Source organism: Lacrimispora amygdalina, assembly GCF_003432035.1.
Taxonomy (GTDB): domain Bacteria; phylum Bacillota; class Clostridia; order Lachnospirales; family Lachnospiraceae; genus Lacrimispora; species Lacrimispora amygdalina.
Genome location: NZ_QOHO01000025.1, coordinates 25,490 through 50,855, shown reverse-complemented (window position 1 = coordinate 50,855; position 25,366 = coordinate 25,490). Strand labels below are relative to the sequence as shown.

General features: G+C 44.7%; 22 protein-coding genes. 19 read left to right on the top strand and 3 right to left on the bottom strand.

Going from position 1 to position 25,366, the window contains the following annotated elements; genetic code table 11:
- The first annotated feature begins 41 nt into the window (after positions 1-41).
- The 14 genes from argJ to DS742_RS08665 all read left to right on the top strand — a co-directional run bounded on the left by argJ (position 42) and on the right by DS742_RS08665 (position 15,653).
- Positions 42-1,268, top strand: coding sequence for a bifunctional glutamate N-acetyltransferase/amino-acid acetyltransferase ArgJ (gene argJ / locus DS742_RS08730; protein ID WP_117416607.1), 1,227 nt, complete (start codon positions 42-44; stop codon positions 1,266-1,268).
- Positions 1,269-1,307: 39 nt separating this feature from the next.
- On the top strand, positions 1,308-2,204 hold the full coding sequence (argB, locus tag DS742_RS08725) for an acetylglutamate kinase (protein WP_117416606.1): 897 nt from the start codon (positions 1,308-1,310) through the stop codon (positions 2,202-2,204).
- On the top strand, positions 2,197-3,393 hold the full coding sequence (locus DS742_RS08720) for an aspartate aminotransferase family protein (protein ID WP_375340384.1): 1,197 nt from the start codon (positions 2,197-2,199) through the stop codon (positions 3,391-3,393). Before argB ends, DS742_RS08720 begins: the two co-directional genes overlap by 8 nt.
- Positions 3,394-3,574: 181 nt before the next feature.
- The gene (locus DS742_RS08715) at positions 3,575-4,483 is read left to right on the top strand and encodes a helix-turn-helix domain-containing protein (RefSeq protein ID WP_117416604.1); all 909 of its coding nucleotides are present in this window, start codon (positions 3,575-3,577) and stop codon (positions 4,481-4,483) included.
- A gap of 108 nt (positions 4,484-4,591) precedes the next feature.
- Entirely contained in the window at positions 4,592-5,263 is a 672-nt protein-coding gene (locus DS742_RS08710) for an AroM family protein (RefSeq protein ID WP_117416603.1), read from the top strand.
- Between the two features lie 138 nt (positions 5,264-5,401).
- On the top strand, positions 5,402-6,571 hold the full coding sequence (locus DS742_RS08705) for a M20 metallopeptidase family protein (RefSeq protein ID WP_117416602.1): 1,170 nt from the start codon (positions 5,402-5,404) through the stop codon (positions 6,569-6,571).
- A gap of 102 nt (positions 6,572-6,673) precedes the next feature.
- Positions 6,674-8,305 (top strand): ABC transporter substrate-binding protein, encoded by a 1,632-nt coding sequence (locus tag DS742_RS08700; RefSeq protein ID WP_117416601.1) that lies wholly within the window; start codon positions 6,674-6,676, stop codon positions 8,303-8,305.
- Positions 8,306-8,369: 64 nt separating this feature from the next.
- A complete protein-coding gene (locus DS742_RS08695; protein ID WP_117416600.1) occupies positions 8,370-9,323 on the top strand; it encodes an ABC transporter permease in 954 nt (317 codons plus the stop codon).
- Positions 9,324-10,220: an ABC transporter permease gene (locus tag DS742_RS08690; protein ID WP_117416599.1), complete on the top strand. Its 897-nt coding sequence runs from the start codon at positions 9,324-9,326 to the stop codon at positions 10,218-10,220.
- An 8-nt stretch (positions 10,221-10,228) separates the two neighbouring features.
- The gene (locus tag DS742_RS08685; protein WP_242996432.1) at positions 10,229-11,416 is read left to right on the top strand and encodes a M20 family metallopeptidase; all 1,188 of its coding nucleotides are present in this window, start codon (positions 10,229-10,231) and stop codon (positions 11,414-11,416) included.
- Positions 11,409-12,422 carry an ABC transporter ATP-binding protein gene (locus DS742_RS08680; RefSeq protein WP_117416597.1) on the top strand — a complete coding sequence of 338 codons (1,014 nt, stop codon included), beginning with the start codon at positions 11,409-11,411 and terminating at the stop codon, positions 12,420-12,422. Before DS742_RS08685 ends, DS742_RS08680 begins: the two co-directional genes overlap by 8 nt.
- Positions 12,415-13,419 carry an ABC transporter ATP-binding protein gene (locus tag DS742_RS08675; protein ID WP_117416596.1) on the top strand — a complete coding sequence of 335 codons (1,005 nt, stop codon included), beginning with the start codon at positions 12,415-12,417 and terminating at the stop codon, positions 13,417-13,419. Before DS742_RS08680 ends, DS742_RS08675 begins: the two co-directional genes overlap by 8 nt.
- 1 nt (position 13,420) lies before the next feature.
- A complete protein-coding gene (locus tag DS742_RS08670; protein WP_117416595.1) occupies positions 13,421-14,674 on the top strand; it encodes a M20 family metallopeptidase in 1,254 nt (417 codons plus the stop codon).
- 19 nt (positions 14,675-14,693) lie between these two features.
- On the top strand, positions 14,694-15,653 hold the full coding sequence (locus tag DS742_RS08665; RefSeq protein ID WP_117416594.1) for a DUF1177 domain-containing protein: 960 nt from the start codon (positions 14,694-14,696) through the stop codon (positions 15,651-15,653).
- A gap of 3 nt (positions 15,654-15,656) precedes the next feature.
- On the opposite strand, the gene DS742_RS08660 is transcribed toward DS742_RS08665, so the two are convergent.
- Positions 15,657-17,291 (bottom strand): PucR family transcriptional regulator, encoded by a 1,635-nt coding sequence (locus DS742_RS08660; protein ID WP_117416593.1) that lies wholly within the window; start codon positions 17,289-17,291, stop codon positions 15,657-15,659.
- Between the two features lie 182 nt (positions 17,292-17,473).
- Between DS742_RS08660 and DS742_RS08655 the strand changes: the two genes are divergently transcribed.
- Complete coding sequence (locus DS742_RS08655) at positions 17,474-18,100, top strand: cyclodeaminase/cyclohydrolase family protein (RefSeq protein WP_117416592.1); 627 nt, start codon at positions 17,474-17,476, stop codon at positions 18,098-18,100.
- Between the two features lie 22 nt (positions 18,101-18,122).
- Entirely contained in the window at positions 18,123-18,974 is an 852-nt protein-coding gene (locus DS742_RS08650) for a bifunctional 5,10-methylenetetrahydrofolate dehydrogenase/5,10-methenyltetrahydrofolate cyclohydrolase (RefSeq protein ID WP_117416591.1), read from the top strand.
- Between the two features lie 84 nt (positions 18,975-19,058).
- Here DS742_RS08650 and DS742_RS08645 read toward each other — a convergent pair whose 3' ends face one another.
- A complete protein-coding gene (locus DS742_RS08645; protein ID WP_117416590.1) occupies positions 19,059-20,486 on the bottom strand; it encodes an amino acid permease in 1,428 nt (475 codons plus the stop codon).
- A gap of 104 nt (positions 20,487-20,590) precedes the next feature.
- The gene (locus DS742_RS08640; protein ID WP_117416589.1) at positions 20,591-21,337 is read right to left on the bottom strand and encodes a FadR/GntR family transcriptional regulator; all 747 of its coding nucleotides are present in this window, start codon (positions 21,335-21,337) and stop codon (positions 20,591-20,593) included.
- 244 nt (positions 21,338-21,581) lie between these two features.
- On the opposite strand from DS742_RS08640, the gene DS742_RS08635 reads away from it, so the two are divergent.
- The 3 genes from DS742_RS08635 to DS742_RS08625 are packed head-to-tail and all read left to right on the top strand — an operon-like array spanning position 21,582 to position 25,362.
- Positions 21,582-22,778, top strand: coding sequence for a mandelate racemase/muconate lactonizing enzyme family protein (locus DS742_RS08635; RefSeq protein WP_117416588.1), 1,197 nt, complete (start codon positions 21,582-21,584; stop codon positions 22,776-22,778).
- 28 nt (positions 22,779-22,806) lie between these two features.
- Entirely contained in the window at positions 22,807-24,156 is a 1,350-nt protein-coding gene (locus DS742_RS08630; RefSeq protein WP_117416587.1) for an APC family permease, read from the top strand.
- 18 nt (positions 24,157-24,174) lie between these two features.
- On the top strand, positions 24,175-25,362 hold the full coding sequence (locus DS742_RS08625; RefSeq protein ID WP_117416683.1) for a mandelate racemase/muconate lactonizing enzyme family protein: 1,188 nt from the start codon (positions 24,175-24,177) through the stop codon (positions 25,360-25,362).
- Positions 25,363-25,366: the final 4 nt, after the last annotated feature.

Here is a 25,366-nt window from a genome sequence, read left to right as displayed (position 1 = left end):
GGACAGGATACCATTACCGGAGACAGGGAGGAAATATAATTATGAAGCAGATAAGCGGAGGAGTAACAGCAGCGAAGGGATTTAAAGCTGCATCAACGGCAGCAGGCATTAAATATAAGAACAACCGGAACGATATGGCAATGATTTACAGTGAGGTTCCATGCAGGGCGGCAGGGACCTTTACTACCAACATTGTAAAAGCAGCCCCTGTCAAATGGGATAAGGAGATCGTGACCAGTTCTCCCTTTGCACAGGCGGTTGTGGTAAATGCAGGTATTGCCAATGCATGTACCGGTGAAGAAGGATTTTCCTACTGCAGCCAGACGGCAAAGGCCGCTTCTGAGTGCCTTTCCATACCGGAAGATTCGGTACTTGTTGCTTCCACCGGAGTAATTGGTATGCAGCTTCCAATCGACCGCATCACAGCGGGAGTGAAAGCAATGTCTGCTATCCTTGATGGCAGTGAGGAGAGCGGAACAGCAGCAGCACAGGCCATTATGACTACCGATACAGTAAAAAAAGAAGTGGCAGTTCAGTTTGAGGCAGGGGGAGCCACCATCACCATCGGAGGCATGTGCAAGGGCTCCGGAATGATCCACCCTGATATGTGCACCATGTTAAGTTTTGTTACCACGGATGCTGCGATTTCAAAGGAACTTTTGCAGGAAGCGTTAAGGGAAGATATCAAAGATACGTACAACATGATTTCCGTAGACGGAGATACTTCTACCAATGATACCGTTCTCCTTCTGGCAAACGGCATGGCTGGAAATAAGGAAATTACGGAAAAAAATGAAGATTATCTGTTATTCATAAAAGCACTTAATTTCATCAATGAAACTCTGGCAAAGAAGATGGCAGGGGACGGAGAAGGCTGTACTGCTTTATTTGAAGTGAAAATTATCGGCGCGGAGACAAAGGCACAGGCTGTTACATTATCAAAATCAGTCATCACCTCCAGCCTGACAAAAGCAGCCATATTCGGTCACGATGCCAACTGGGGACGCATTCTTTGCGCCATGGGATATTCCGGAGCATCCTTTGATCCGGAAAAGGTGGATCTGTATTTTGAAAGTGCAGCAGGAAAGCTTCAGATCATTGAAAATGGTGTGGCACTTCCTTACAGTGAAGATGAGGCGACTAAGATATTATCGGAGCCGGAAGTGACTGCCATCGCTGACATCAAGATGGGAAATGCATCTGCAACGGCCTGGGGCTGTGACCTGACCTTTGACTATGTAAAGATCAACGCAGATTACCGTTCTTAAGCATTTGAAATCAGACCGTAAGAAGGAGAGGAAAAATAAATGGAACTGGATCAGAGCATTATGCAGAAAGCCGAAGTGTTAATTGAAGCACTTCCTTATATACAGAGGTTTAACCGAAAAACGATTGTGGTAAAATACGGCGGAAGCGCCATGGTAGATGAAGAACTGAAAAAACAGGTAATCCAGGATGTGGTACTTTTAAAACTGGTAGGCTTTAAGCCCATTATCGTCCACGGCGGCGGAAAAGAGATCAGCAGATGGGTGGAGAAAACCGGTATGGAACCTCATTTTGTCAATGGCTTAAGAGTCACGGATGAACCAACCATGGAGATTGCAGAGATGGTATTAAACCGGGTGAACAAAAGCCTGGTACAGCTTGTCAATGAGCTGGGAGTTAAGGCTGTGGGAATCAGCGGAAAAGACGGCATGATGCTAAAATGCCGGAAACGTTATTCAGACGGTGAAGACATTGGTTTTGTAGGCGATATCACAGAGGTTGATACCCAGATCATCAACGATCTTCTGGAAAAAGATTTTCTTCCAATCATCTGTCCGGTAGGCTTTGATGAGGACTTTAAAACCTATAATATTAATGCGGATGACGCGGCATGTGCCATTGCAACCGCCATGAAGGCAGAAAAACTGGCTTTTTTGACGGATGTGGAGGGCGTTTACAGGGACTTTCAGGATAAAGATTCTTTAATTTCTGAAATGTCCATTGAAGACGCTCAGGAGTTCGTAAGCGGAGGAACTCTTGGAGGCGGAATGCTCCCCAAACTTCAAAACTGCATAGATGCCATGAACCACGGGGTGTCCAGAGTACATATTATGGACGGAAGAATTCCCCACTGCCTGCTGCTTGAGATCTTCACCAATAAAGGAATCGGAACTGCAATCGTAAGCCCGGGAGAGGAGCGTTTTTATCATGCTGAATAAACAGGAATATATCGATAAGGCGGAATCAGAGATTTATAAGACCTACAACCGTTTTCCAGTTGTCTTTGACCATGGGGACGGAGTAAGGCTTTATGATACAGACGGAAATGAATACCTGGATTTTTATGCGGGAATCGCAGTAAATGGTCTTGGATATAATGATGCGGAATTTAATGAGGCAGTAAAGGCTCAGGTAGATAAACTGCTTCACATTTCAAACCTCTATTATAATGTACCGTCTGTAGAGGCGGCAGAACTGCTTTTAAAGGCATCTCAGATGGATAAAGTGTTTTTCACTAACAGCGGAACGGAAGCCATTGAGGGTGCTTTAAAAATAGCCAGAAGATACGCTTATAACAAAGACGGCGGTCATGACCATGAAATTATCGCCATGAACCATTCTTTTCACGGAAGAAGCCTTGGTGCACTTTCCGTAACCGGTAATGATCATTATCAGGAGCCGTTTAAGCCTTTAATACCCGGAATTAAGTTTGCCGATTTCAATGATTTAGAAAGTGTGAAGGCTGTTGTAAATGAAAAAACCTGCGCCATTATTATGGAGACTGTACAGGGAGAAGGCGGGATTTACCCTGCAACCCAGGAATTTTTATCCGGCGTAAGAGAGCTTTGCGATAAAAATGATATACTGTTAATCCTTGATGAAATTCAGTGCGGAATGGGCCGCACAGGCTCTATGTTTGCCTGGCAGCAATACGGCGTGAAACCCGATGTGATGACGGTTGCAAAGGCACTGGGGAACGGAGTTCCCATTGGGGCATTCCTGGCAGCAGGAAAAGCGGCTACTGCTATGGTGCCTGGTGATCATGGAACTACTTACGGAGGCAATCCATTTGTAACTGCTGCAGCATACAAAGTTTTGGAACTGTTTGAAAAGCGGGATATTGTGAATCATGTAAAGGAAATGGGGGATTACCTGACCAAAAAACTGGAAAAACTCAAAGATAAGTATGAGATTATCACAGCAAGAAGGGGGCTGGGCCTCATTCAGGGGTTGGAATTTACGGTTCCGGTTTCCTCTATTATCAGTCAGGCGTTGATCGAGCAGAAGCTGGTTATAATCAGTGCAGGTACCAATATAATACGGTTTGTCCCCCCTCTTATAATTGAAAAAGAACATGTAGACGAGATGGTGGAAAAACTATCTGCTGTGCTGGAACAGCAAAAATAAAAATGCGGAGTGTCCGGTTGTATAAATCGGATGCTCTTTTTTAGTGAGGCTTTAGAACAATGATTCCTGAAGATTCCAGTTCGAATATATAAAAAAGAAATCAGTTTTGGAACAGCGGATTTCTCTCTTATCCGATATAATAAAGCTACCACGTGGAATAAAAGAAAGGAGGCAGGCGAAAATGGGAGCCAATGACAGAATATCCATGGTTGCTGTTTTCATTGATGAGCACATAAAAGAGGAGCTGACCATCCTTCAGCTGTCTGCATGGGCAGGTTATTCCGCCGGCTATTTTACCAGATGTTTCAAAAGAAAATTCGGCATATCTCCCATGGAATATGTAAAGCAGAGAAAGCTTTTAACAGCTGCAAAGGAGATCGCGAAAGGGAGGCGGATTCTTGATGCAGCTCTGGACTACGGCTGGGAAACCCACAGCGGATTTACCAAATCCTTCACCTCTGTATTTGGATACTCCCCTGTTTTACTGCGGGCTTTCTACGTTCGTGATGCCTCAGTGAAAGGAGACAGACAATTGATGGAAGCTTATATAAAAACAACACAGAGGTATTTAAAACCGGAGGAATTGTGGCAGATTCTGCGCCTTACATTAAAAGAAAATAAAACAGAGTATGACAATGCCAGGTTAAGAAGAATATACGAACTGGCGGAAGTATTACATGAGGGAGAGAAAAGAAAATCCGGAGAGGAATATATTACCCATCCGTTAAATGTGGCAATCATCCTTGCGGATATGGGAACCGATGAAAATACTGTCTGTGCCGGACTTCTTCATGATGTATGGCAGGGAGAGTATAAGGAAAAAATTGCTGAAGATGCAGGACCTGTAATTTGTGAGATTCTTTTATCTTACGAAGAATTTGAGCGTACACATGTAAGTTCGGATGACAGGGGAGCGTTGGTAGCACTTTCTGACCGTCTTCATAACATGAGAACAATTGAATTTGTGGATCCGGCAACATGGAAAAGAAGGGCAGAGGATACGTTGCGGCTTTTTTCCCCAATTGCATCAAAATGTGCCGATTTCAGACTTCGTTCTGAACTTGATGAACTATCTATCAAGTTTCTTTAAGGTTGACAGAACGGATAAGTGCTGATAGAATCTTTAAATTAAAAAGGGTGTATATTAATTCAATTAAAATGCATAGATCACATGCTTTTTGACGAGAGGAGAAATAAGATGAAAATTGGTGCGATTACAGTGGGACAGAGTCCAAGAACAGATGTCACAGCCGATATTATGGGTATTTTTGAGGGAAAGGCAGAACTTAGTGAAAAAGGAGGATTAGACGGGCTGACAATAGAAGAAATCCGGAAATTCAAACCGGAGGAAGGCGATTACGTGCTGGTATCCCGATTAAATGATGGTTCTTCCGTAACGTTTGCAGAACGTTTTATTCTTCCCCGTCTTCAGACAGCAATCCACGAACTGGAGGCGGAGGGAGCAGAACTTATCATGATGTTTTGCACGGGCAAGTTTCCGGATACACTGAAATCCTCCGTTCCCCTGATTTATCCCTGTGATATTCTGGACAGAATGGTTCCTCTGTTTTCCCCAAATTCATCTATTATTGTAGTAACCCCGTCCCCTAAGCAGTTAAAACAGAGTCTGGACAAATGGTCACAGATTGTAACGGATGTAAACGTTATTTCTGCGTCCCCTTATGGAGCATGGGAGGAAATTATAAAAGCGGCAGAGCAGATAAAGGGGTTAAATGCAGATGTGATCGTACTGGACTGCATTGGATACAGTCAGGAAATGAAAAAGGTGTTTGCGGGAGAAACGAAAAAACCGGTGATTCTGCCCAGGACGCTGCTTGCACGTATGATCTCAGAATTAACAGACCGGTAAATGCACAAATCCCCTGATTTCTGTGCACGCTGCTTAATTTGTCCCGAAATGACTGTGCACGCAGCTATTTACAAAGAGGAAACTGCCTGCTAGTATATTCATAATAATTTATAAATATAAGTCAGGAGGATTCTTATTATGAGTGATATCTTATTCAGAGCAAGGGAACTTGAGTCATATGGGATTGCCATAAGACGGCAGATTCATAAGAATCCTGAGCTTGGCTTTGAACTTCCAAAGACAATAGAGCTTGTTGAAAAAGAACTGGTTTCATTGGGGTATGAGCCGGTTCGCTGCGGAAAGGCCGGGATCACTGCAGCAGCAGGAAAACCAGGCAGGACTTTTTTGCTCCGGGCAGATATGGACGCTCTTCCGATGAAAGAGGAAACCGGTCTGGAGTTTGCATCAGAGAACGATTGTATGCATGCCTGCGGGCATGATATCCATACCAGCGCTCTCCTTGTGGCAGCCCGGATCTTAAAAGAAAGAGAAGAAGAATTACAGGGAACCGTAAAACTGATGTTTCAGCCCTGTGAAGAAGGCGTGGCAGGTGCACTTGACATGGTGAGGGCGGGAGTGCTTGGAAATCCTAACGCAGACGCAGCCATGGCTCTTCATGTAGTACATGAAAAAGCTGGAACGGTAGGATATTCCTGGACTACGGCGTGTGCTTCCAGTGATGTATTTGCCATAACGGTGAAGGGAAAGGGCGGTCACGGAGCGGCACCTCACAACTGCGTGGATCCAATCAATACAGCAGTGCATATACATATGGCCCTGCAGGCGGTAAACAGCAGAGAGGTTCATCCCGATGAGATGCTGGTGCTTAGCATCTGCGAAATACATGGGGGAACCGCTTCCAATATATTTCCTGAGACAGTAGTGATGAAGGGAACGATCCGGACCATGAATCCGGAAGTAAGAAGTTTTGCAAAGGATCGCCTGGTTCAGATCGCAAAGCAGACTGCAGCTGCATTTCGGGCCGAAGCTGCGGTTGAGTTTCTTCACGAAGGTATTCCTCCAATGAGAAATGATACCATTCTTTTACAGGAAACCACAGGATATATTAATCGTATTTTGGGAGAAGACACCTGTTATGAACTTCCCCGTATGACGGGTTCAGAGGATTTCTCCGTTGTATCCCAGCTGGTTCCATCGGTACTCTATTGGGTCGGGACCGGGTCAGAGGAAGAAGGATATCCCTACGGTGTTCATGACCCGAGAGTCACATTTAATGAGGAAAGTCTACATAAAATGGCAGCTATCTATGCGGGAACTGCCATGGAATGGCTGAGAGAACATTCTTAAGTACAAGATTTATTTCATACTGGCATAATAAACGATAGTTAAAGGCGACTATGTCTTCTTTGGCTGTCGTTTTATTAAAATATAAAGAAAAGAGGAAGAATTATGAAAAAGAGAATCTTAGCAGCAATCGCCGCCTTGGCAGCTACTGCTGTCTTAAGTGCATGCGGCTCTGATAAACCAGCCTCGACAGCAGCAGCGACTGAGCAGGCCAGCACAGCACAGGAGACGGCAAAAGAAGAGAAGACACCTGGGGAACCGGTATCCGGAGGCGTTTTAACCATCTCCCTTTCATCCTCCCCTAAGAATCTGGATCCCGTAAAGTATACGGGAACTTACGAATCCCAGATCATCGGAACTGTCTGCGATACCCTTGTAGAGTACAACACAGAACTGACCGAAATCCAGCCTGGTCTGGCAAAATCATGGAAGGTTAGTGACGATGGACTGGCTTATACCTTTACACTTCGGGATGATGTTTATTTCCAGCCTGGTAAATATCAGGAAGGAAGAAAGATGACGGCAGAAGATGTGAAGTATTCTCTGGAACGTTCCCGTCAGCTTTCCGCCATGAACCGTCTGGACATGCTTGATCATTGTGAGGCAGTCAGTGATACAGAACTGGTATGTTATCTGGCAGAGCCCAATGCTGTATTCTTAACAGCACTGACTGATGCCGGAAATGTGATTGTTCCAAAAGAAGAAGTGGAAGGCTGGGGAGATGATTTCGGCACTCATCTTGTAGGAACCGGCCCATTTGCCCTGGAGTCCTTTGAACTGGACCAGCAGGCTGTATTAAAACGCAACGACAAATACTGGGCTGCAAAACCTTATCTGGATGGAGTTACATTTAAGCCTGTCAGCGACGGAAATCAGGCAGTGAATGCTCTGAGAACCGGGGAAATCAACCTGGCTACCAGCTTAAGCGGAGAAGCAGTCAAGATTGCAAGAGAAGATCAGTCTGTGGAACTGATGGAGACACCGGGACTTCATGTTGCATACATCTATTTCAACCAGAAGAGCGGTCCCACTGCTGATATCAAAGTAAGAGAAGCAATTATCAAAGCAGTCAATGTGGATGAGCTGACTGCCGGAGTATATCAGTATAATGAGGCAAAACCGGCCAGCCTTCCGCTGCCTCCTGGTTCCTGGGGATATGACTCCAGTCTTGAGTCAGAAAAACCGGCCTATGATCCGGAAGGAGCAAAGAAGCTTCTGGCAGAAGCAGGTTATCCCGATGGCTTTGATTTAAATATCTACATCTCCAACACAGAAGCAAGAATAAAAATGGCAACCTTGTTCCAGGCATATTTAAAGCAGAACTTAAACATCAACGTGAACATCAACACCAGTGAATGGGGAGCCTTCAGTGAAATTGCAGCATCCGGCAAAGCTGATGTCTTCGCAATGTCCTGGACCTGGTATCCGGATCCTTACTTCTTCTTAAATAAGCTGTTCCACTCCAGTTCCATCGGTTCTCTTGGAAATGGTCAGGGATTTGAAAATAAAGAGGTAGATCAGTATTTGGATGATGCCCTTCTTACAACCGATCAGGCAAAACGTGCAGAACTCTATAAAAAAGCCCTTGCTGTTATTGTGAAACAGTATCCGGGAATCTTTTATGCCAATGAAAATGTAAACTGGGGCGTAAGCTCCAATGTTCAGGGTCTCACACAGAGAGCAGATGGAAAAGTTAAAATCTGTACGCCTGATATCAATGTATGGTTATCAAAATAAGAAGCTGGAATGAGGGATATTGCGCAGGCAATATCCCCTGTTTCAAAAACACGAGAGGAGATCTATGTTTAAAACAATATTAATCAGATGTCTGCAGATCCTTCCGTCTCTCTTTGTGGTCGTCACGCTGACGTTTATCCTTACCAGAATGATTCCCGGTGACCCGGCAAGAGCGGTTTTAGGACCTCAGGCATCCGTGGAGGATGTACAGAAAATGCGTGAGACCATGGGGCTTGATCAGCCTCTTGTCAGTCAGTATAAAGATTATATGATTCAGATTGCAAAGGGAGACTTCGGTGTCTCCTATTCTTACAATCAGCCGGTTTTGGGACTGATTGCAAAAAGAATACCCAATACCCTGCTTCTGGCATTGCCGTCAGTATTGATCGCATTGATTGCAGGTCTGTTAATCGGTGTTACTTCGGCAGTCCGACAGGGAACCTTAGTTGATTATCTGTTCATGGTACTGGCACTGGTGGGAGTTTCCATGCCTATTTTCTGGCTTGGTCTGATGCTGGTGCTGGTTTTCAGCGTTCAATTAGGCTGGCTTCCTGTACTGGGAATGGGAAGTATTTCATCTGGAATCGGAGATGTGATCCGCCATATGGTGCTGCCCTGTTTTTGTCTGGCTACCATACCGACCGCAACATTTTCAAGAATCACACGTTCCAGCATTCTGGAATCCATTCATGGGGATTCCATTCGTGCTCTCAGAGCCAGGGGGATCAGGGAATCAGTTGTGATCTGGAAATATGCATTAAAAAGCGCACTTCCGCCCGTAATTACGGTTCTGGGACTGCAGCTGGCAGGATGCTTTGCAGGCGCGATTCTTACAGAAACCATTTTTGCCTGGCCGGGCATGGGAACTCTGATTGTAGGGGCAATTGATAACAGAGACTATGCGCTCATACAGGGAGCGGTTCTGGTGATTGCATTGGCATTTGTAATTATTAACATGCTTGTGGATGTGGTGTATATGATAATCAATCCCAATGTCAGCTACGAAGGAGGTTACTAAATGGCAAAGGTGCTTTTACAGGACCAGCAGTCTCAGGAAGAGATTCTGAGAAAAGAGAGGAAAGCAAATAATGCATGGAATAAGCTGAAACGAAATAAGACAGCAGTGCTGGGACTTGCAGCTGTTTGCTTTATGATTGCCATTGCTGTGTTTGCTCCACTTATAACTGATGGAAAACCAAATGAAATCCACCCAATTGATGCTTACCTGACTTTTTTTGAAAAAGGTCATCTGTTTGGAACCGACGAATTTGGAAGAGATTTATTTACCAGAATCTGCTATGGAGCCAGAGTTTCTCTTTTGGTGGCTGCAGGAGCTACCATAGTGGGCGGCATTGCCGGTGTTCTTTTGGGGCTTCTTGCCGGATATATGGGAGGAATTGTGGATGCGGTTGTGATGCGGATTATGGATGGAGTTCTGGCGTTTCCCTTCATCCTGCTTTCCATTGTCCTTATGACTGTACTTGGTTCCGGAATGACCAATGTCATTCTGGCCATCGGAATTGCCGAGATTCCAAGGTTTGCACGGGTAGTAAGAGGCCAGGTGCTGGTGGTGAAGCGGGAAGAGTACTGCAATGCAGGAAGAGTAATCGGAATCTCTCATTTTCGCATGCTGTTCCATCATATCCTTCCCAATACCATTTCGGAAGTAATCGTCTATGCGACGTTAAATATAGCCAGTGCCATTATTTCGGAATCAGCCTTAAGCTTTCTGGGACTTGGAATCGATCTGCCTACGGCTTCCTGGGGAAGCATTCTAAGGGCAGGAAGAAATTCACTGAATACAGCGCCTCACATTGCGGCCGTATCCGGTGTATTTATCCTCATAACGGTAATTGGGTTTAATCTTCTTGGCGACGGGATCCGGGATGTGCTGGATCCGAAAATGAAAAAGTAGGGAAACGTATGGAAATGAACAGGATAAAAGAAGTGGCATTACAGGTGATTGAGGAAAAATCGGATCTGCTTTGGGAACTGGCTCTCTACCTGTGGGACAACCCGGAATATAATTTCAATGAATATGCCTCCAGCAAAGCGGTGAGCGGACTGCTTGAGACCTTTGGTTTTCAAATAGAGCGGGGAATCTGCGGTCTTGATACGGCATTTTGCGGGCGTTATGACAGCGGAAAGCCAGGACCTCATATTGGATTCCTTGCTGAGTATGATGCTGTTCCCGGTATGGGACATTCCTGCGGGCATAATCTGATGGCAGCCATGGCTGTGGGTGCAGGTGCAGCTGTAAAGTCAGTCATTGACCAGTTGGGCGGAATCATAACGGTTTACGGAACTCCGGCAGAAGAGGGCGGAGGCGGAAAAGTGATCATGCTTGAGCGGGGAGCCTTTAAAGAACTGGACGCAGCCATGATTATACACTCTGCAAATGAGACTGTGGTCAACGATATCTCCTATTCTGTAACCGATATCATTGTCACATATCATGGAAAAAAGGCTCATGGAGCAACCTGGCCGGAGGAAGGCGTCAGCGCACTGGAACCGTTGCTTTTGCTGTTTCAGTATATAAACGGACAGAGGCTGTCATGGAATGGAAGAGGTACAATTCTGGGAGTGATAACCGACGGCGGCAGGGAGCCGGTCACCATACCGGAAGTCACTGAGGCGAAGTTTACAGTCAGGTCCTTTGACCAGAAATTCAAAGAAAAAATATTAAAGGAATTTCTGGAAGCCGGTGAATCCATTGCACGGATGACAAGGACAACCGTTCAGTATAAGCAGGCAGGATACACTTACGAGGATATCCGTAATAATCCCGGATTGGAAGCATTGCTTGAAAAGAACTTTACGGAACTTGGAGAAGTGGTAATGCCAAGAAGGAAAGAACTGGGAATCGGGTGCACAGATGTAGGAAATATCACTCATGTAATTCCTGCACTCCAGTCATACGTAAAGGTGGTGCCGGAACTGAGGGGGCATACCAGGGAGTTTGAAGAGGCATGCAAAAGTGAAGACGGGAAGAGGGCTTTATTAACAGGGGCGAAGGCACTTGCCCTTACCGCACTGGATCTTCTGTCATCTCCTGAGGCGATGGAGAAGGTGAAGAAAAGCTTTGAAGAAAGGAGGGAATGCTTTGAGTGAGGCATTATTAACCGTAAAGGATTTAAAAACCTATTTTTATACGTCAGGCGGTGTAAGCAAGGCGGTAGACGGAGTGAGTTTTCAGATTAACCGCGGAGAGATCATGGGAATTGTTGGCGAATCAGGATCTGGCAAAAGTGTGACTTCTTCCTCAATTATCCGTCTTTTACCGGCAGGTACTGGAAAAATTGTAAGCGGCAGTATTGATTTTGATGGGACAGACGTCCTGGCTCTTAATAAGAAAGAACTTCTGTCTTTTCGCGGAAAGGATGTTTCCATGATTTTTCAGAATCCCATGACTTCCTTATCTCCTGTTTTTAAAGTCGGACACCAGATGACAGAGCTGATCCGGACCCAGCAGAGGGTGGACCGGCAGTCAGCCTGTCGTATGGCAGAAGAGGCATTAATGAAGGTTGGCATAACAGATGCCAGGCGGCGAATGGATTCCTATCCCTATGAACTGTCAGGCGGTATGTGCCAGCGTGTAATCATTGCCATGTCCATTTTAAGCAGTCCCAAAATGATTATTGCAGACGAACCCACCACTGCCCTTGATGTGACCATTCAGGCTCAGGTGTTAGACTTATTAAAAGAGATGCGGAAGACCTATCAGACAGCCATTCTTTTAATTACCCACAATCTGGGGGTGGTCTGGAAAATGTGTGACAGCGTCATGGTGATGTATGCCGGCAAGACAGTGGAATACACCACATGCAGCAATTTATATCACAACCCGCTGCATCCTTATACGTGGGGGCTTCTGGATTCCATGCCAAGGCTTGGCAGTGAATCAGAAGAAGAATTGTCCACCATTCAGGGAACGCCTCCTGATTTAAGGCTTACAGGAACCTGCTGTAATTTTTCCAACCGGTGTCCCTATGCCAGTGAAATCTGCAAAAGCGTGGTACCGGAATTAAAAGAACTGGAACCGGGACATTTTGTCGCCTGTCACAGGCAGTGTGAAGAAGGCGGTCTTGTGCGGGGAGGTGTGTTAAGACATGAGTGAAAATTCAATCATTTTGCAGATAAAAAATCTGTCTAAGGATTTTGAGGTAAAGGGCAGAGGCCTGGGAGGAAAAAAATCGGTTCTCCATGCTTTAAAGGACATCAGCCTGGATATCAGAGAAGGAGAGGTCCTTGGAATTATCGGTGAATCGGGGTGCGGAAAGTCAACGCTTGGAAGATGCCTTGTGGGACTTCATAAACCCACTGGGGGAGATATTCTGTTTGAAGGAAAGAGCATATTAAATTTATCTTCCAGAGAACGGTTTGAGTTATGCAAAAACATTCAGATGGTTTTTCAGGACCCATACTCATCCCTGGACCCCAGACATACAGCTGCCGACTCCGTATCCGAGCCGATGATTGTCCATAAAACGGTAAAGGGCCGGAAAGAACTGGAAAAGAAAGTGTTAGAGCTGTTTCATCAGGTAGGTCTGGACATTCAGCATATGAACCGCTATCCCCACGAGTTCTCAGGCGGACAGAGACAGCGTTTAAATGTGGCAAGGGCCATTTCCATTCAGCCTAAGGTGGTTGTCTGTGATGAACCGGTATCGGCGCTTGATGTATCCATTCAGGCACAGGTAATCAATTTACTAAAAGGTCTGCAGAAGAAATATCATCTTACCTACGTGTTTATATCCCATGATTTAAGTGTGGTGAAATACGTCAGTGACCGGATTGCAATCATGTATCTGGGACAGATTGTAGAACTGTGCAGTGGAGGAGATATTTATAAAAATCCGCTTCATCCCTATACGAAGGCTCTTTTATCTGCCATTCCGCCGGAAAGCCCGGATGAGAATAAGGAGCGGATTACACTGGAGGGAGAGATATCAAGCCCCATTGGAGACAGGGAAGGCTGTGCCCTCGCCGGACGGTGTCCTGCGTGTATGGAACGGTGTAAAAAAGAAGTTCCGCCGCTTTTATCGTATGGAGAAGAGGGGCATCAGGTGGCCTGCTTTTTATATGAAAGCAAAATAGCACAGGGAGGAAAATGAGATGACAAAAAAAGAGCTGGTACAGTACGTGGAGAACCACCGTGATGAACTGATTACACTGACATCTCAACTGATTCAGATAAAAAGTGAAAATCCAACCGGCACACAGAGAGATGTGGTTGATTTTGTGGAAACATTTTTAACAGATGCTGGTATTGAATATAAGGAGACGGGCTGTAATCCGGATTATCCCTGCGTAGTAGCAGGCTATGGAAAAGACATGGGTTTTTCCCTGATTATAAATGGCCATGTAGATGTAGTGCCTGCGGGGGATTTAAACCAGTGGGAGTTTGATCCTTTTTCCGGTGAGATAACAGATACCCAGATCCTGGGAAGAGGGACCTCGGATATGAAGGCAGGGGTGGCAGGCGTTTTATTTGCTCTTTCCCTCTTTGCAAAAAAGCAGGTTCCCTTAAATGGCAATATCCGTCTGCATATTGTCTCTGATGAAGAAAGCGGAGGACAGTTTGGAACCCAGTGGCTTTGTGCCAACGGATATGGGGAACACGCCGATGCATGCCTGGTAGCCGAGCCCACTTCCATGAATACCATAGAGATCGGGCAGAAGGGCGGCCTGCTTTTAAAGATAAAATCGTTCGGTAAATCCGCACATGGAAGTCTTGGGGATTTTAAAGGAGAAAATGCCATTTTAAAGCTTTCCAGGGTTCTTTCCCACGTTTCCCTTCTCTCTAAGATAGAAGGACATTTTTCCGAACGTCAGAAAAAGCCGCTCATGGATTCCAAGCTTCTTGCAGAAAGAGAAAATCACATTCCAGGACTTGGAAGAGTGATTGATCATGTCAGCACCAATGTAGGTCTGATTCAGGGAGGAACCAGGCACAATATGGTTCCTGACTATTGTGAAGCGACCGTCGATGTGAGGCTTCCCATCGGAGTGAACAAAGAAGAAATTGATGAAACCTTAAAACAGATTCTAAAAATCAGTGGAGTCGAGGGTGTGGAGTATGAGCTTCAGTACAAGAGTGATGCCAATTTTACAGACCATGAGGCTCCCATCGTGCTGGCGTTTAAAGAAAATGCAGAACTGCTTCTTGGTAAAGAAGTGATCCCGGCATACCAGTGGGCCTCCAGTGATGCAAGGGATTACCGCAAGCTGGGGATTCCTACGATTCAGTTTGGTCCCTCGAATACAGTGGGTATCCATTCTTATAATGAGACAGTCCAGATCGAGGATGTGGTGACAGCAGCTAAAATCTATGTGGCAGCTATTTGTGATTTGATGGAAATTAAGTAAAGAACATGGAGGATTCATTATGCTGATGAAACAATTGATCGAGGTATATGATCTGCTTGACAGCAGTTATGCCAGCGGAAAACAGGTGGAAGGTTATTTAAAAGGCATACGAAGCGATGCCGATGTGGAAGTTTATACTCTGAAAGGGCCAAAAGGAAAAACCGATATGGTCAAGGTGAGAATTCCAGGATCAAAAGGGAAAAGCAAAGGCATGGATGCCCCCACCATCGGTTTGCTTGGAAGACTTGGCGGACTGGGAGCCAGACCGGAGCGGATCGGCTTTGTGTCAGACGGAGACGGAGCTCTGATTGCAATCTCTCTGGCATCAAAAATCCTGGATATGCAGAATAAAGGAGATTATCTGGAGGGGGATGTATTTATTTCCACCCACGTTTGTCCCGATGCACCCACCAGAGAGCATCATCCGGTACCGTTCATGGATTCTCCGGTGAACATGGCCCAGGTAAACCGGGAAGAGGTGACAGAAGAACTGGATGCTATATTATCCGTGGACACCACAAAAGGGAACCGGATTATCAATACCAGAGGCTTCGCTATTTCACCAACAGTGAAGGAAGGATATATTTTAAAGGTTTCAGAGAGTATTCTGGATCTGATGCAGATGACCACTGGAAAACAGCCTTTTGTATATGCCCTTTCCCAGCAGGATATCACCCCCTATGGAAACGGCCTTTATCATTTAAACAGCATTCTTCAGCCTGCCACAGCCACGAAAGCACCGGTAATCGGAGTTGCTGTAACAACGGAAGCTCCTGTGGCAGGCTGTGCAACCGGAGCCACGCACATCACAGACTGTGAAGAAACCGCCAGATTTATGCTGGAGGTAGCCAAGGCTTATGGCAGAGGAGAGTGCAGCTTCTATGATGAAGGGGAATATGAGCGGATTCAGTATCTTTACGGCAATATGGAGCACTTTCAGACTCTGGGAACAGGCAATGAGTGCGACGATGATGCATAAATGCTACATATTCTGAATCAGCTCCCAGGCACAGATTCCAAGATAGAGGCGCAGAATATCCTCAACTGCCGATAATTCGCAGCAAAGCAGCTTTTTGACCTGTGTCAGCCGTGAGGTAAGAGTATTCCTGTGTATAAATAATTTCTGGGCTGTATCCGTTAAATTCATGGAATTTTCCAGATATGTTTTAAGCGTTAAAAGAAGCTCGCTTTTGTTTTCCTGATCATAGGAAACAAGCTCTTTTACCGTATCTGTGTAAATTTTATTTAACTCATAGGAACTAAGCTGAGTCAGGACATGGTAGGCGTACTGCGCAGAGTATGAATTAACAAGAGAAGCTTCCGCAAATGGAGTCTGCAGATGTAAGGTCTGCAGGCTTTCTTCATATGCCTTTGCAATGGATGAGCAGGATAAATGGCACCGGCTGATCCCAAGTCTGAAAAAGGAGTGATAGTCGTTCAGCGCTTCCAATAGCTGAGAAACTGCCTGATTAACAAGAAAAAGTGCCTTTCCATTGGAAACTTGTTTTGAATACAGAAAAAATATAACAATACGGTTATCATGGTTGCACAAAAAGTATTTATAATCAAGACGAATCATTTCATGATTGATTAAGTTGTACAGACTCCTAAACATTTTGTTTTCCTTATCCAGGCATTCAAACGTGACGCAGATTCGTTTTAACTGATAAGGAAATGAGTAAGAGTCGCAGATCAGCTGAATCTCCTCCGCAGATTTTTTCTTCTTATCGGTAAGCATGTAAAAAAAAGAATCAAAATAATTTTTCTGTGAAAATGTCCTGTTTTGAACCTGCATGGAGGACAGCTCCAAAGCGATTACCGAAAAAATCTGCTTCAAAATAACGGCGGTTGTCTCATCAATATTCGTTTTTGTATGATCGATACACAAATAATGCCTGTTGTCAGGAAGCAGAAAGGTCTGAAAGCTGAGGAGCGTATTATTGAAATAAAACGTTCGATTTCCAGAAGGATCTTTTTCGGTGTCCTGCCGGGACACTGTATGGAGAGGCTGGGCATGCAGCTTATTTATTTTGTTGAATTCCTCCTGTTGTCTGGGAGGAATATAGTAATATAGCGGAAAATCGGAGATGGTGGTGATCATCACAATGGAATTGGTATAATGGGATATTTCTTCCAGCATTTTCATAATCCCTTCTTTATTAAAATAGAGATGGTGAAATTTTTCTGTTTCCCTGAGAATAAACTGCTGCAGGGAAATCTTCTGGTCAATTAAGTTCTGATTGATTACGCTGATGATATTGGAATAGACATGATAATATGGTACGGAGACCAGAGGAACCCCATATTTTTCAGCCTCTTTGATCAGGGAATCTGGTATCTGATCAAAGAAGCGCTTTACTTTTATACAGAAAGCAGTGCATTCAATGGCGTGGAGATCGGCAATGACCTGCTTTTGCAGTTCCACGTCATTATAGAATATATATCCGGTTGTCAGAATAATCTCATGTTTCTTAATCCATCTTACACCATCGGGATTATCAAGAACACTGATTCCGGTAATCGGCTTTTGAAGGTCTTCTTCTCTGCCGATAAATTCAAGGTTGTCAATTGGAGTTTCATATAGAAACCATCCGAGAGTCAGGGGCGGATACTTCATTCCATTCTCCTTTCACAGCGTATCAAAAGTTTGCATTCCATTTTTATTAACGACAATGATAACATTGATCCTCCCTTATTACAAGTTTATGTTGTAAAAAAATGTCGAAAAAGAGCCTTGTGTTTTTTCTGCAAGGCCGATATAATGGTAAAAAATAATGCCGGAAAGAGAGGAACATATAAATGATAAAGGATCTTACAGTTTCCGGGTTTCTGGAAGAACTGTCCTCCAAAAATCCCACACCGGGAGGCGGTGGTGCGGCAGCTCTTGGTGGTGCCCAGGGCGTGGCATTAGGTGAGATGGTAATTAATCTGACTCTGGGAAAAAAGAAGTATGCGGATGTGGAAGAAGAGATGCGGCGTCTTCTTATAAAGCTGGAGGAAATAAAAAAAGAATTTTTAAGACTGGCTGATGAGGATGCGAGAGTATTTGCGCCTCTGGCAGCAGCCTATGGCTTACCTTCCACAACGGAAGAGGAAAAAAAACATAAGGAAGAAGTTTTAGAAACCCATCTTCTTGCAGCCAGCCTCGTTCCCAAAGCTGTTATGGAACAGGCGCTGGAAGCAATTGCAGTCATGGATATTCTGGCACATAAGGGCAGCCGCCTGGCTGTCAGTGACGTGGGCGTGGGTGTTTCATTTCTCAGATCAGCGCTTTTAGGAGCAAAGATGAACGTTTCCATTAATACAAAATTCATGAAACAGAGAGAAACAGCCAGTCAGCTGGACCAGGAGGCGAAAGCGCTTGCTGAGACAGGAGTCAGGCTCTCTGATGAGATATATGCTGACGTGGAGGCTGCGTTAAAGTAAAGATAAAGGAGTTTAAGGTATCGTGATAACATTAAAAGGAGCAGCTGTGTCTGCCAAAATCAGAGAAGAGGTAACGGAAGCTTTACATGAGTTTCCGGGAGCAGCACCGAAGCTGGCAATTGTAAGAGTGGGAGAACGTCCCGATGACATGGCATATGAACGTGGTGCATTAAAGAAAATGGAAAACTTCGGACTTCAGGCAGAAAGCTTTTCCTTTCCTGGTGATATTTCAGATGAAGCTTTTCAGGCTGAATTTAAAAAGATCAATGATAATCCGGACATAGACGGAATTCTCCTCCTGCGTCCGCTGCCTGAGCAGATCAACGAACGGGATATCGAGCATATGATCAGCTCTGAAAAGGATTTAGATGGAATCTCACCTGAGAATATAGCCCGTGTTTTTGCCGGAGAGAATGAGGGCTTTGCGCCCTGTACCGCAGAAGCGGTTATTGAAGTGTTAAAGGCCAATGACATCTCCCTGTCCGGAAAGCGGGTGGCTGTTATTGGAAGAAGCATGGTAGTGGGCCGTCCTCTTTCCATGCTCTTACTAAAAGAGAACGCAACGGTTACCATATGCCACACCCGCACCAGGGAGCTAGAGAAGACCTGTAAGGATGCGGAAATCTTAATTGCAGCTGCGGGAAAGGCAAAGATGATAGATTCCTCTTATGTTGGGGCAGATGCAGTTGTGATTGACGTGGGAATTAATGTGGATCAGGATGGAAATCTCTGCGGAGATGTGGATTTTGAGTCATTGAATAGTATTGCTTCTATGGCAACTCCGGTACCGGGTGGTGTGGGGGCCGTAACAACAGCAGTGCTCGCAAAGCACCTGGTAACGGCAGCGAAAAAGCGCAGAGGCAGCAGAAAGTAAATCAGACAGCAATAGTAAAAGCGTTAGAAACAAGGCGATAAAAATATATTCAGCCGGTTTCTGACGCTTTTATTTTTAACCATTTTATTTCTTTGGAATATTGGGATGATGAATTTCTTCCGAAAATTCCGTTAATAAGCGGCGGCGTTTCGCAGTTTCCTCCTGAGTACGGCTTGGATTTTGAATCTTACGCTTTGCTGAGGCACGAACCAGCGGATAACAGGCTGAGAAAAAGGCTACCAGAGCCATGCCTGTAACAAATCCAATGGTCTGTCCTTTAATAAAAGGCATACTGAACATGGCAATGAGGAGACCGGCCAGAGTAAATAAGGAACTGTAGGGGAAGCCGCACAGCCTGCAGTTTCCCTCCGGTTTCCCGTTCTTTTTCCGGAACCGGATATGCGTTGCCATGAGTATAATATAAGTGAAAAGAAGAGCAAATCCTCCGGAACTGATTAAGAATAAATATACTTCAGGAAAAATCAGTCCAAAATAAAGAAACAGCAGCATGGAGCAGCCGGAGAAAAGGATACCGCGGTAAGGAACGTCGGTTCTGTCCTTTAGAAAACCGGGTCCAAGTCCGTCCTCTACCAGAGAACGGAGCATTCTGCCGATTCCAAACATGGCAGCTACCATAGTTGACAATATGGCACTGATTAAGATGACTGTCATGGCAGTGCCGGCCCAGGTCATCTGATAGCGGTTTAAAGCCGTTACCATGGGGCTCACCTCTTCGCTTAAGGATGAGGTAGGTACCAGAAGCAGTAGAACTGAAATGCAGAGAATATAAAGCGTCACCAGCCATCCCACGGTCATATGAATGGCCCGGGGGATATTTTTTTCCTTGTTCTGTGTTTCACTGGCCGCAAGTCCGATAATCTCAAAGCCAGCATAGGTGAAAAGAACAATCAGCATGCTGCCGGCCAGGTTTTTAATGCCGCCTGGGAGAAATGGTTCAGATCTTAAAACCTGAAATCCCATGGGCTGATAACCTGGAACGAAACCGAATACGATCAGAGCACCAAAAAGAATAAATCCCAGGATGGCAGCAATCTTTACTCCGGCAAGGATACTTTCCAGACTGCTGAGCTGGCTGGCTCCAAGAAGATTAATAAGGGTCACTCCGAGAATCAGAATTGTTCCAAGAACCGGTATGGAGATATTAGGAAACCATGTCCGAAACAGCAAAGAGACAGCAGTTGCTTCACTTGACATGGCAATCACCATACCGGTCCAATAGACCCACCCAACAACAAAACCGGCCCCGTTGCTTAAATATTCCGAAGCAAATGACCGGAAGGAACTGGAGGCAGGATTGGAAACGGTCATTTCTGAAATGGCAAACAGGATGAAATAGACCATGACTCCGCATAGAAGATAAGAAAGTATTATCCCGGGACCAGCGGCCTGTATGGCAACGGATGACCCGAGGAAAAAGGAACCGCCGATCACGGTCCCCAACGCCATCATTGTTAAGTGGCCTGCAGTCAGGCCATTTGTTTTCTGTTTCATGGGACGCCTCGCTTTTTGCTTTTTGTCTTAGTATTTCTGTTATTGTGAAACTTATTCGAAATACAGGAACACAAAGAAAAATCAGGGGCATTTCAATCATATTTCTAAGAATCTTTCTTTTCATCCTTCATTAAATTGAGGGATAGTGCCTCATTATAAGCCTGTTTGCATGCAGCCAGATCTTTTTCCAGCAGAGCATTGTAAATAATAACATGTTTGTCCGGATCTTCGTTGTACTTCTTTTCTATCCAGAGATTATTTTTCCTGGGTATAATTTCAAGCAAATACTGGCGGATTATATTTTTAATCAGTAAAAATAAATCAGCATAAACTGTGTTGTGGCTGATACGGAAAATATGGTAGTGGAAAATAAGGTCTTCCTCTACCAATGCCTGTATGGATTCATCAGTTCCTTTTTCCTGGCATTCTTTCCTGGCTGTCAGATACCGGTCCAGCTGTTTTTTTAAAAGATCCAGCTCATGATCTGTAGCATGGATCATAGCCAGCCTGCAGCATTCCACTTCTATCAGCATACGCAGTGAATAAATTTCGTCAATCGGCTTTTTAGAAGAAAAAAAGTCTGAAATATCATAAAAAATATCTCCAAGGGAGAATTTTTTCACGTAAGTCCCTTCTCCCACCTTTGTTTCCACAACCCCTAACGTATTAAGTTTCTGAAGTGCCATACGTACAGTAAGGCGGTTCACTCCATAAAGCTCTGCCAAGCTGCTCTCTGACGGAAGTTTCTCGCCGATTTGCCATTCCTCTGCAAGAATGGATTGCTTGAGACTTTCGCATACCTGCTCTACAGCAGAAATGTGTGTAATTTTCATTGATTTTTTATCATTCATTTTTTCTCACTCGCTTTTTTAAGTTGTACCTATTTTGACATAAAAAAATATATATTGCAATTCTTTTTTCAGATTTGCCATTTTAGAGAAGAATATAAAAGATGCATTACTGTTAAAAATGTACAATAAAAGATGTTTTTATTTGTATATAACATAAAAAATAAACAAAGGATTGACACCGATTAAAAGTTGATGTACGATTAACCTAGCGAACAAGTGAACAAACAAACAAGGAGGTTACAAGATGATAATTACAAAGGTTGACGTGTTTCAGATTAACAATCCGGATAACCCAATGTGGAAGCCGGTACTATGCCGGATTTATACGGATGAAGGGATTTACGGAGACGGAGAAGCTGCCATGGCCTATGGGATCGGGTCCACAGGCGCTTTTGGTATGGTTCAGGATTTATCCAGACTGATTATAGGCATGGATCCACTTGATAATGAAGTGATCTGGAATAAGCTTTATAAGCAGACGTTCTGGGGACAGAATGGCGGTTGTGTATTTACGGCAGGAATGAGTGCCATTGATTTAGCCTTATGGGATATACGAGGCAAGTTCTTTGGTGTGCCGGTTTATAAGCTGCTGGGGGGAAAAAGGCAGGATGATCTCAGAACCTATGCCAGCCAGCTGCAGTTTGGCTGGCAGCCTTCCATGGAAGCTGCTTATACAACAGAGGATTACGTAAAGTATGCAAAAAAGGCAGTTTCTGAAGGATATGACTGTATTAAGATTGACTTTTTTACCTACAAAGAGGATGGCACAAGCTACAGCGATACAGAACGTACCACACTTTTGCCTCCGGAGAGGCTTGACACCATAGCCGGAAGGGTAGAAGCAGTCCGTAATGCAATCGGCCCAAAGGTGGATTTAATTATTGAAAATCATTCATTTTTGGATGCGCAGTCATCCGTCCAGCTTGGAAGAGCAATTGAAAAGTACAATATATTTTATTATGAAGAACCCAATACGCCGGATCCTGTTACAGCCAGGTACATATCAGGCAGTCTGAATTTCCCGATTGCCAGCGGGGAGAGAATCTATACCAGATGGCAGTATGCAAAATATTTTGAGAATGCCTCCTTGCAGGTGATCCAGCCGGATCTTGGAACATGCGGAGGAATCACAGAAGTAAAGAAAATTGCAGATATGGCTTATACCTACGATATAGCGGTACAGATTCACGCCTGCGGCAGTCCCATCAGCACCGCAGCCGCACTTCAGATAGAATGCGTAATTCCAAATTTCGTTATTCATGAACATCATATTGTAAATCTCTGCGATTTCAATAAAAAGCTGTGTAAATACGATTATCAGCCCGTGAACGGTAAATTTAAGGTTCCAAAACTTCCGGGCCTTGGCAATGAACTTTCTGATTTTGTTATCAATGGGGAAAAGGTAACAATAAAAGGAGATAAGTTATTCTGGTCCATGTAGTGAGTTTTTCTGGAGGAGGTATTTTATTATGGGCAAAGACGGAGTTAAGAAAGAAGAGGGTGTTCTTGGGTTTACGGAATTGTGGGCGATTGGAATTGGCCAGGTAATCGGCGCAGGGGTTATTACCCTCATCGGACCAGCCATAGGCCTTACTGGTTATTCGGTATGGCTGGCTTATTTTGTGGCGGTTTGCCTTGGTGCTATTACGAATCTGCCGATTATTATTTTTTCATCAGTTACAAAGTATTCCGGAGGAGATTATTCCATCATCACTATGCTTGGGGGGCAGAAGGCTGGCGGGATGTATATTGTAGGATTTTCATTACAGACTCTGGGAATGTCACTGTTTGCCACAGCTCTCGGCTGGTATGTAAATTCCATGTTTCCTGATGCAAATGGAATGATTGTGGGGATCTTCTTCCTTGTATTCTTCTATTTCATTAATATGATGGGGGTTGCAAACATGGCGAGAGCCCAGAAAATTATGAGCGCAATTTTGGTTGCATCCCTTCTCCTGTTCATCTTTGCGGGGGCACGAAAGGCAAATTTCACACCAGCCTTTGATTTTGGCAGCAGTGAGTTTTTTAAAGGAGGCAGCAAAGGCTTCTGGGCAGCCGTTATGCTGTTGGTCTACTCCTGTCAGGGATATAAATTTAATGTTAATTACGGTGCCCAGACAAGGAATGCAACACGGAATATGCCTTTATCCATGCTGGCTGTTGTGCCTGTACTGCTTGTGGTATACTGCGGAGCCGCACTGATTGATTCTGTAGTACTGCCTATCGAAACCGTTGCAGGCAAGCCTCTTACTTTGGCGGCAGGAGAGATTCTTCCAAAGGCACTGTTCTACGTGTTTATGTTTGGAGGTCCTATCATGGCACTTTTAACAACGATGAATTCCAGCTATGGTGCGATGTGCGGCCCCTTTTTAAAAGCTTCAAAGGATGGCTGGTTTCCTGAGAAGCTGGGAGCGGTTAACCGGAAAGGAGGAGCTTATGTAGTTCTGACAATTCAGCTGGTAGTGGGGCTGATCCCGGTATTGCTTGGATTTTCAGTTAAAATGATTGTTAACAACATGATGTTAATTACTTCTGTTTATAATTTCCTGCTGTTTTATTCCCTTACCAGGGTTCCGCAAAAGATGCCTGTTAAATGGGCAAAAGCCAGAATGCATATGAGTAATCCGGTGTATTATTTCATTCTTGCAGTTGCATTTATCGTGCAGGCAGCAATTGGCTGGAATTCCATGAGATCGTTAACGCCAGCGCTTGCAGTATTTAACATTGCAGCTTTGATTATCTGCTTTACATATGCAATTGTGCGCCACAGATCGGGGAAGACTCACGTGGATACGGAAGGAATGGTAGAATTAGGATAAGAAAGGTTGAAAATAATTATGAAAATAATAAAAATTGATGTGTTCCGTCTTCAGACCTCTAACAATCGTATGAACAGCCCTATCGGCTGCCGTATTTACACGGACAATGGTATCTTTGGAGACGGAGAAGCTGGTATGGCTTACGGAACAGGGGGAAGCGCTGCATTTGGCATGGTGTGTGACTTGGCGGAGCTTGTTATAGGAATGAATCCTCTTGATACGGAAGCTATATGGGAGAAGATGTATAAAAGTACGTTCTGGGGGCAGAACGGCGGTCCAGTCATATTTTCCGGTATTGCAGCTATTGATGTGGCTCTCTGGGATATCAAAGGCAAATATTTTAACGTCCCATGTTATGTACTCCTGGGCGGAAAGCTGCGGGATAAGCTGAGATGTTATGCCAGCCAGCTGCAGTTTGGCTGGGGAAAAGAAGGAGAGGAGCAGCTTTGGGCGGTGACTCCGGAGGATTATGCCGATAATGCCCGTCTGGCAGTGGCTGAAGGTTATGATGCCATTAAAATCGACTTCTTCGACCGTAATGAAAGGGGAGAAAAGCTGACTTCTCTCGACACCACCGGACTTCTCTCCCCCAAAAAACTTCGTATGGTGGAGGCGCGGATGAAAGCGGTCAGAGAGGCCATTGGTCCTGATGTTGATATTATTATGGAGAATCATTCCTATCCCGATGCTTTAAGTGCTGTACAACTGGGAAAGCTGGCGGAACAATACGGGATCTGGGCATTTGAAGAGCCAAATACACCAGGGATTAAGACATCGGAATATATTACGAAAAACATTTCTATTCCGATTGCAAACGGAGAGAGGATATTCAGCCGCTGGCAGTATGCACCATATTTTGAGAAGAATTTAATTCAGCTGGCGCAGCCGGATATCGGAAACTGCGGGGGAATAACTGAGGTGAAGAAGATCTGCGATTTGGCATATATTTATGATGTGGCCATTCAGGTACATGTGGCGGGCAGCCCTCTTGCTACTAACGCAGCCCTTCATTTAGAAGCAGCCATACCTAATTTTACCATACATGAGCATCATGTCTGCAACCGTATGGAGACCTCGAAGGGGCTTACAAAATACAATCTCCAACCTGTAAATGGCAGTTTTACACTGCCGGAGCTTCCTGGGCTTGGCAATGAATTTTTAGAATCAGCTATCAGCTGTGCACGTATGTTTCAGTCAATTGAATAGAAAC

Bases quoted from the DNA above. Each gene is read 5' to 3' on its own strand.
- DS742_RS08665 (WP_117416594.1), top strand. From the start codon at position 14,694: ATGCTGATGAAACAATTGATCGAGGTATATGATCTGCTTGACAGCAGT.
- DS742_RS08670 (WP_117416595.1), top strand. From the start codon at position 13,421: ATGACAAAAAAAGAGCTGGTACAGTACGTGGAGAACCACCGTGATGAA.
- DS742_RS08715 (WP_117416604.1), top strand. From the start codon at position 3,575: ATGGGAGCCAATGACAGAATATCCATGGTTGCTGTTTTCATTGATGAG.
- DS742_RS08630 (WP_117416587.1), top strand. From the start codon at position 22,807: ATGGGCAAAGACGGAGTTAAGAAAGAAGAGGGTGTTCTTGGGTTTACG.
- DS742_RS08700 (WP_117416601.1), top strand. From the start codon at position 6,674: ATGAAAAAGAGAATCTTAGCAGCAATCGCCGCCTTGGCAGCTACTGCT.
- DS742_RS08640 (WP_117416589.1), bottom strand. From the start codon at position 21,337: ATGAATGATAAAAAATCAATGAAAATTACACACATTTCTGCTGTAGAG.
- argB (WP_117416606.1), top strand. From the start codon at position 1,308: ATGGAACTGGATCAGAGCATTATGCAGAAAGCCGAAGTGTTAATTGAA.
- DS742_RS08710 (WP_117416603.1), top strand. From the start codon at position 4,592: ATGAAAATTGGTGCGATTACAGTGGGACAGAGTCCAAGAACAGATGTC.
- argJ (WP_117416607.1), top strand. From the start codon at position 42: ATGAAGCAGATAAGCGGAGGAGTAACAGCAGCGAAGGGATTTAAAGCT.
- DS742_RS08660 (WP_117416593.1), bottom strand. From the start codon at position 17,291: ATGAAGTATCCGCCCCTGACTCTCGGATGGTTTCTATATGAAACTCCA.
- DS742_RS08705 (WP_117416602.1), top strand. From the start codon at position 5,402: ATGAGTGATATCTTATTCAGAGCAAGGGAACTTGAGTCATATGGGATT.
- DS742_RS08625 (WP_117416683.1), top strand. From the start codon at position 24,175: ATGAAAATAATAAAAATTGATGTGTTCCGTCTTCAGACCTCTAACAAT.
- DS742_RS08685 (WP_242996432.1), top strand. From the start codon at position 10,229: ATGGAAATGAACAGGATAAAAGAAGTGGCATTACAGGTGATTGAGGAA.
- DS742_RS08635 (WP_117416588.1), top strand. From the start codon at position 21,582: ATGATAATTACAAAGGTTGACGTGTTTCAGATTAACAATCCGGATAAC.
- DS742_RS08695 (WP_117416600.1), top strand. From the start codon at position 8,370: ATGTTTAAAACAATATTAATCAGATGTCTGCAGATCCTTCCGTCTCTC.
- DS742_RS08675 (WP_117416596.1), top strand. From the start codon at position 12,415: ATGAGTGAAAATTCAATCATTTTGCAGATAAAAAATCTGTCTAAGGAT.
- DS742_RS08655 (WP_117416592.1), top strand. From the start codon at position 17,474: ATGATAAAGGATCTTACAGTTTCCGGGTTTCTGGAAGAACTGTCCTCC.
- DS742_RS08690 (WP_117416599.1), top strand. From the start codon at position 9,324: ATGGCAAAGGTGCTTTTACAGGACCAGCAGTCTCAGGAAGAGATTCTG.
- DS742_RS08645 (WP_117416590.1), bottom strand. From the start codon at position 20,486: ATGAAACAGAAAACAAATGGCCTGACTGCAGGCCACTTAACAATGATG.